The following is a 7331-nucleotide window of genomic DNA, read 5'->3' on the forward strand; positions in this document are numbered from 1 at the left end:
TACTGCGGCAGTGTGATTGCGGCTCACCGAGCCAGCGGAACAAACTAAAACAAGCTAGCTGGAGCGATGACTACCGTGAAAAAGTGTTCTTTGGTTAGAAATTGCTCAAAGTGTGCTCCGACCCTAGGTGTACATGGGGTTATCTATTTTTTTGTTGGCAGGTCTATTGCCGGGATGTGCTTATTATGTTTATGGCACCCACTCTGCGTATGGTTTTCAAAAAGTCGATACAGAAGAATATCTTGGACCGATTGATAGGGGTTATGACTCCAAAATCACCAGCCCAGTGCTGACTTTTGCTGATGGCGTACAAGTCAAGTTTAGTATTTCAGAAATGTATAATTATCCTCCAAAACCAAAGGATTTAGGTTTTTTTAATAATGCCAGAATTGAAATATTTATCACCTCGTTAACGCCGAGAATAAAGCTAGATACAACGGGTATTATTTTAGATCAATATCGTGTTGGTAAAAAAACACTTGTTAAGTTTTTAGAGCTTAAACGTTATCCCAGTTTGGCAAAAGGTGATAATGGGTTATTGGTATGTAGTTACTCGGAATTGTCAGAAAAAGCTTTCTATGATTTTTACCAGGGAGACAGCATTAATATTCCTCATAGGACAACAGATTTCAGTTTGGTAACCTCAGAGTTACGCTCAGACCCCACCATTCTCTGCGGTGAATTGGTTGCGATAAATACTAACTTTGCCGGAGAACAAGGGTATTTTACCATTACGCTACCCTTAATTGAGGATGGAATGACTCACGAATATAAAGTGTATTTTTATCCAGTAGGCTATTGAATCGCCACTGATTTCCTAGACACCTTTTAGTTAGATAAACTAGCTAAAAAAGAGGTGTCCATGAGCCATAAACGTTACCCCGAACAATTCAAAATCGAAGCAGTAAAACAAGTCACTGTTGCCGGTCATTCTGTTGCTGACGTTGCTCAGCGTTTAGGTACTACCACCCATAGTCTTTATGCTTGGATTAAGCGCTATGGTCCTGACTCTGAGGAACACCTTCAGCAGTCTGCTGAGTCCGCCGAAATTCGATGACTACAAAAAGAGCTCAAGCGCGTTACGGAAGAACGTGACCTGTTAAAAAAAGCCGCGGCGTACTTCGCAAGCCACCCCGAGTAAGATACGCCTTTATCCAAGAGCATCATCACAGCCACTCTGTGCGACAACTGTGTCGGCTGTTTGATGTTCATCCGAGCGGGTATTATGCGTGGAGAAGTTCCGCCAAGTCGAAGCGGCAACGCGATAATGACCGACTGACTGGTCAACTCAAACAGTGTTGGCTTGAGTCTGGTGGCGTCTATGTGTATTAGTTCAGACTAGATCTGACACATCATCTTGAAAAGATAAGAGTTACCCGTTTTGATAAAGGTGTCGAATCTTAAATCAAAACATAAGGCAACTCTCATGCTTCATACTAATAATCCGATTATCAACCCCAAAACAACGCCAGCAGACCATAGCGAATTATCGGTATACGACACGACCGCGTACAACGGTTAGTGGCAATACATTACGCCCCCAACAACGTGACTTTACGACCGTTTTTGCGGTTATTTTTGGCATTTCTCATAGCCCCGAACTATACTCCCATTCATTCAGATTTCCCATGTACATCAAGGAAAGATCATGGCGGAGCTACCCACCCACGCAGCGTTCGAATCTCAGTTAAACAATACCTTCGAAGTTCAATACGATCCGGAAAAACCTCCGGAAATTCTCACCTTAAAACACATCTCTGAAATTTCTTCCATCGGTGGCGGGTTTGCTGGTTATGGCATGACATTCGTCGCGCCACTGGCTGAAGGCTATTTAATGCAAAAACAGTGGCCCATGAAGAATGACACCCTAGGCGAATTCAGCCTTTTTCTGGTGCCAGGGGGCCCCAAAGAGGACTCCTTCGAGTACAACGCCACGCTGACGTTCAAACAATCTTAACGGCGGCCTAAGAAGCCCGTGCCGACGCTAAGGAACCTCGCTCACGATGAGCGTTCTACGGCACATCAACAATATCGGAAAATCATAAGGAGGTGATCATGGCAGAGCCTTTTCTGGGAGAAATCCGGATGTTCGGATTTAATTTCCCGCCAAAAGACTGGGCACTATGCGATGGACAAGAGATGCCCATCAATGACAACGCGGCACTCTATTCATTACTTGGCGTAACCTTTGGCGGTGATGGCAGGAACGTGTTCAAACTCCCTGACCTACGTGGACGAACGCCAATCCATATCAACTGGGCTCAGGGAGCGACTTATGCTCAGGCCAGGGGAGCCTTTGGCGGACAAGAAGAGGTCACACTAACGGTTGCCGAACTGCCCGCGCACCGGCACACGTTCTATGCGACCGAAGAGCTGGCCGACAAAGGGGGGTTGGCCCCGGATCAACGGGTTTTGGCCCAAGCCAGTGACGCGATTTATGCCACCCCCAACAATCTCGTACCTTTAATTGCCACCAGTGTCAGCGAAACGGGCGGAGGGCAGGCCCATGCCAATTTACAACCTAGCCTAGTGATCAATTTTTGTATCGCGCTCAAAGGAGAGTATCCAACCCGGAATTAGCCGCCGTTGGTTTGCAATCAGCTTATGAATATTTTTTCAAAAGGAGACGGTTATGGCCGATCCATTTCTGGGTGAGATACGCATGTTTGCCGGGAATTATGCTCCGCACGACTGGGCCTTCTGCGATGGTCAGCTTGTAGATATCGTTAACAATCAAGCTCTGGCCAGCTTATTGAGCAGTATCTATGGTGGGGATGGGCGCACGACATTTGGCTTGCCGGACATGCGCGGTCGGATCCCCGTTCATTTCGGCCAGGGTGTTGGCCTGACATTCCGCCCCATCGGTCAGCGATATGGGATGGAAACGGCTTTTTTAACAGAAGCACAGATCCCGCCACACCGGCACAGCATTTATGCTTCTACCGATGATGCCAGCGATATTTCTCCGTCAGGGAATGTTCCTGCGGTAACTAACCCTGGATTTTATAGTGAGGGAGCAACGGCCTCGATGGTGGTGAATTTTCCTGACTCGGTGATCGGGGAAACAGGCAGTGATCAGCAGCATTACAACATCATGCCTTCTCTGGTGCTTAACTTTATTATCGCCATGCGAGGTGCCTATCCCCCCAGAAACTAATGCCTTTTTAAAACCAATATTCGTCTGAAAACAAGGAGGTAATATGGCAGAGCCATTCATCGGAGAGATAAGAATTTTCACCTATAATTTTCCACCCTATGGTTGGGCATACTGTAATGGCCAGATAATGAGTGTCAGCGAAAACCCGGCGTTATTCTCTGTGATATCGGACTACTGGGGCGGGAACGGTAGCACCACGTTCGCTTTGCCAAACCTAATGGGGCGGGCACCAATGCATTCCGGGAAAGGGCCGGGCTTAACTAATCGGGTTATAGCAGAGATGCCGGGGCTCGACGAGGTCGGGTTGGATGAGAGCATGCTACCGACCCATTCACATTTGGCGAGTGCCTACCGTTTAGCCGGAGAGCAAACCGCTCCCCAAGGACATTACCTGGCTAATGTGAATGGCGTCGCTGAGTATAAGGATATCCCTTACACGCCCACCGAGATGAGTTCATCTATGGTCGGGAAGACTGGGCAAAATATGTCTCATCCTAATCTACAACCGTACCTGACGCTCCCCTTCTGCATTGCGCTTGAGGGCGTTTATCCCATCAGAAACTAAATAGCGTCTGATGTGAGGTCTCTACGATTCAAGATAAAAAATGCTAAATAAGTGTTCTTAATGCTAGGTCACAGAGGTCATTGCCAACGTCGACACGCTTAAACCCAGCCATGGGGCTCCGCCGCGTCATCCCTGACGCGGTGGGTCGACGCCTCTATTCCTCGGGTGAAGCGCAATTAGGAACTAATACAACTAATGAAATGGACGCTTCTATCAAACGGCTTCTGTGAGCCATGCTGAAGGTGTTACTCATCTGCAACTGAAGATGTGTTCAATGAAACACGTTGTCGCAATCGATCTGGCAAAGCGAGTTGGAATGACTCACGAATATAAAGTGTATTTTTATCCAGTAGGCTATCGTTTCACCATGAAGTAACTTGGTTGTGCATGGTTGATTAAACCGTCAAGGCGCCGTCATCCAAGATAGTGCGGATTTTTCTAAGGGTTTGGTTGAGTATATTATTGGCACTATTTCAGCGTTAGCCATGATCCATGAAACTATAGTATCGTGGCTATTCCAAGACTTTTATCACCTATACCCAGTAGTATTTTTATATCGTCAAACCGACAAGTATCCTTATTTAATACGCTCTAGCAGTACACCTGTTTCTATGTGATCGGTGTACGGGAACTGATCAAACAGTGCAAAGCGGCTGATGCGGTGGCTTTGACACAGTTGTTCCAGATTACTTTTCAAGGTTTCCGGGTTGCAGGAGATATATAAAATATTGTCGTACCCCTGCACCATCTCCACGGTTTGCTGATCCAGTCCCGCGCGCGGTGGATCAACAAAGATGGTGTTGCAGTGGTAGCTGCCAAGGTCGATACCTGCTAACCGCCGAAACTGACGGTCAGTGGTCACGGCTTGTGAAAACTCTTCTGCCGACATCCGGATGATTTGCAGGTTAGGTATTTTATTGATGGCGATATTGTACTGCGCCGACTCCACTGAGGGTTTGGCTAGCTCAGTTGCCAGTACTTTGTCAAAATTCTGCGCCAGTGCGATAGAAAAATTACCGTTGCCACAATAAAGCTCCAGCAAATCCCCCTTGCTGTTACGGGTACAATCCTGGGCCCATTGCAACATTTTGCAGGCAACACCGGCATTGGGCTGGGTAAAGCTATTTTCCACTTGTTTGTACAGGTAACGCTGACCGTTTACCTCGAGTTGTTCGGTTACAAAATCACGCTCCAGAACGATTTTCTGCTTACGGGCTCGGCCAATGATATCCACATGGAACTGTGCTGACAGCCGTTGCTTCATTGCCAGTGCTTGTGTTTGCCAGTTGCTGTCTAACTGACGATGGTACAGCAGTGATACTAAAATCTCGCCAGACATAGTTGACAGAAAATCTACCTGAAACAACTTATGGCGTAATGTGGGGTTAGGTTTTAGCTCGGTCACCAGCGCTAACATCATCTCATTGATCAAACGACTGGCTGGAACAAACTGGTCACAGCGTACAGGTTGCTTGTTTTGCTGATCATAGACGCAGAAATATAGATCATCGCCATCATGCCAAACTCGGAATTCCGCCCGCATCCGATAATGTTCTGGGGTGGACGTGAACACTTCTAGTGGCGGAGGCGTAAACTCGGCAAAGGACTGCTGCAGCAACTGGCGCTTAACCTCAAGTTGTTCGTCGTAGCGTTCTGGCACCATTGCTTCAATATCCATTACAGTCTCTCTTGCATAAAATTAGGGCGCAAATAGTAAACATAGTGGCGCTATAGCTCAAGTTTCACCGGACAATTACAGGGCAGCTTTGCAGTTTATCAACGGCTGTGAAACAATATCCGGCCTGATTGCGATCCGAACAATAGTTATTAGGTTTTATCCTCAGAGGCACATCTTGTCACACACAATCCTGGTTTTTGATTCCGGTGTTGGCGGCCTGTCAGTATTGCAGGAAATTCGTCAACTTCTGCCAGGTCAGCACTACCACTATCTATTTGATAATGCCCGTTTGCCCTACGGCGAACTGGGCGAAGCGGAACTCATCCGTGGCTGTGTAGCGCTCATTGAGCCAATGGTAAAACAGTTAAATGCAGATATTGTGGTGATTGCCTGTAATACCGCCAGTACCTTAGTGTTACCAGCGCTAAGACAGTGTCTGAGTATCCCTGTGGTTGGTGTCGTTCCGGCGATTAAGCCTGCAGCACAATTGTCTCAGCGACATCACATTGGGCTGTTAGCAACACCAGGAACCGTTAAGCGTGAGTATACCCATGAACTTATTCGCAAGTTTGCCGGGGATTGTCGCGTTGAACTGTTTGGTTCTTCAGAATTGGTAATGCTGGCAGAGCAGAAGATGGCAGGCATACCGGTTTCACAATCGCAGTTACAGAAACTCCTTGCCCCGATTGCCGAGTCAGCGCTGGATGTTTTGGTGTTGGGATGTACTCATTTCCCTATGCTTAAAACAGAATTGGCTCAGGCACTAGGTCACGGCATTGCGCTATTGGATTCTGGCGAAGCCATCGCCCGCAGAGTCAAAGAGCTATTGCCAGCGGATTTGGATACAACTGAGCAGGAAACTGTCGCGGCCTATTACACTACCGCGACAATCGGTGACGGATTAAGACAAAACTTGCAGCAGCTCGGTTTCACTAGTGTCAATAAAGTGAGCTGACACTTATTCGGCGTCTTCTCTTTCGGTATCCTGTGATTTGGCTTCACGGACTTTCAGTGTCCGTTCCTGAAAGATAAAATCATTCAGCTTAGTTAACGCCTGCTGGCCCCCTTTCTCAGCAATCTCGACAAAACCAAAACCCTTGCGGCGTCCAGTCTTGCGATCACGTACTAACCGTACAGAATTGACCGGACCATACTGTTCAAACAGCGTCTTCACTTCTGCTTCATTAACCCGATAAGGCAGGTTACCGACATAAAGCGTCATGATTGGACCTTTATACGCTGCAGCTGCAATGGCGTTTTTGGGAGCAGAAACAAAATTGATAATGGCGGCAATGATCGCGCCTACTGCAAAACTGAGATAAGAAGGAACTTGAAGATTCAAAAAATAGATCGCCAGGGCTCCAAAAACAGCGACGAGTAAAACGATGAGCAATGACTTTTGCATATAAATAAGATCTCAATGAAACTAAAATGATAAAATAGTGTTAACAACCAAGGCTATGGTAATGAATTATTTAGTGTTAAACCAGACTTTTGCCGGAAAAGTGAGCATCGCTCGCAAAATTGACCGTTAACTAACTTTTTGAAGCTTAATTAATCGCGAAAAAGCACCGTCTGAGTCGCTGTGGATAAAAGATCGGCGACTGAATCAATTGCCTCCAAAAAGATCTTGCACCGTTAATCTTCCCGCCTATAATGCACCCCACACCGACTGACCACCACGAGCGAACAGCTCAATGTGCGGTTTTAGGTGATAAAGTCTTCAATTAAATCAAAGTTTACTTGACGGCTTTAGCGGATTGCGTAAAATACGCAACCCCAAATGTGCGGAAATGTACATTGCGCTCTTTAACAAAATATCAAGCAATCTGTGTGGGCACTCGCAGTGAATGAAATCGCAAAACGATTTAAAACTCACTGAAGAGTGTTCGAATAGAACAGTCATTCATTAGAGTCAAAAAACTTTTAAT

The 7331-nt window shown here is 46.6% G+C and carries 8 protein-coding genes and 1 pseudogene; 7 read left to right on the top strand and 2 right to left on the bottom strand.

Translation table 11 applies throughout. The annotated features are described in order from the left end of the window. Positions 1-133: 133 nt before the first annotated feature. The 6 genes and pseudogenes from IE064_RS17960 to IE064_RS18325 all read left to right on the top strand — a co-directional run bounded on the left by IE064_RS17960 (position 134) and on the right by IE064_RS18325 (position 3722). Complete coding sequence (locus IE064_RS17960) at positions 134-802, top strand: hypothetical protein (RefSeq protein ID WP_189619036.1); 669 nt, start codon at positions 134-136, stop codon at positions 800-802. A 60-nt stretch (positions 803-862) separates the two neighbouring features. Beyond that, positions 863-1329, top strand: a pseudogene (locus tag IE064_RS17965) (transposase); the annotation flags it as partial. Between the two features lie 319 nt (positions 1330-1648). Then, positions 1649-1957: a DUF6916 family protein gene (locus tag IE064_RS17970; RefSeq protein ID WP_189619037.1), complete on the top strand. Its 309-nt coding sequence runs from the start codon at positions 1649-1651 to the stop codon at positions 1955-1957. A gap of 98 nt (positions 1958-2055) precedes the next feature. Next, positions 2056-2580 (top strand): phage tail protein, encoded by a 525-nt coding sequence (locus tag IE064_RS17975; protein ID WP_189619038.1) that lies wholly within the window; start codon positions 2056-2058, stop codon positions 2578-2580. A 52-nt stretch (positions 2581-2632) separates the two neighbouring features. Then, complete coding sequence (locus IE064_RS17980) at positions 2633-3157, top strand: phage tail protein (RefSeq protein ID WP_189619039.1); 525 nt, start codon at positions 2633-2635, stop codon at positions 3155-3157. Positions 3158-3200: 43 nt separating this feature from the next. Further along, complete coding sequence (locus IE064_RS18325; RefSeq protein WP_189619040.1) at positions 3201-3722, top strand: phage tail protein; 522 nt, start codon at positions 3201-3203, stop codon at positions 3720-3722. Positions 3723-4299: 577 nt separating this feature from the next. On the opposite strand, the gene trmA is transcribed toward IE064_RS18325, so the two are convergent. Next, a complete protein-coding gene (gene trmA / locus IE064_RS17990; RefSeq protein ID WP_189619041.1) occupies positions 4300-5400 on the bottom strand; it encodes a tRNA (uridine(54)-C5)-methyltransferase TrmA in 1101 nt (366 codons plus the stop codon). Between the two features lie 175 nt (positions 5401-5575). Here trmA and murI point away from each other — a divergent pair, with 175 nt between their 5' ends. Then, positions 5576-6355, top strand: a complete 780-nt coding sequence (murI, locus tag IE064_RS17995; protein WP_189619042.1) for a glutamate racemase — start codon at positions 5576-5578, stop codon at positions 6353-6355. A gap of 3 nt (positions 6356-6358) precedes the next feature. Here murI and IE064_RS18000 read toward each other — a convergent pair whose 3' ends face one another. Beyond that, entirely contained in the window at positions 6359-6805 is a 447-nt protein-coding gene (locus IE064_RS18000) for an RNA recognition motif domain-containing protein (RefSeq protein ID WP_133040264.1), read from the bottom strand. Positions 6806-7331: the final 526 nt, after the last annotated feature.

Origin of the sequence: Shewanella fodinae, from assembly GCF_014651955.1 — a bacterium.
Lineage (GTDB): Bacteria > Pseudomonadota > Gammaproteobacteria > Enterobacterales > Shewanellaceae > Shewanella > Shewanella fodinae.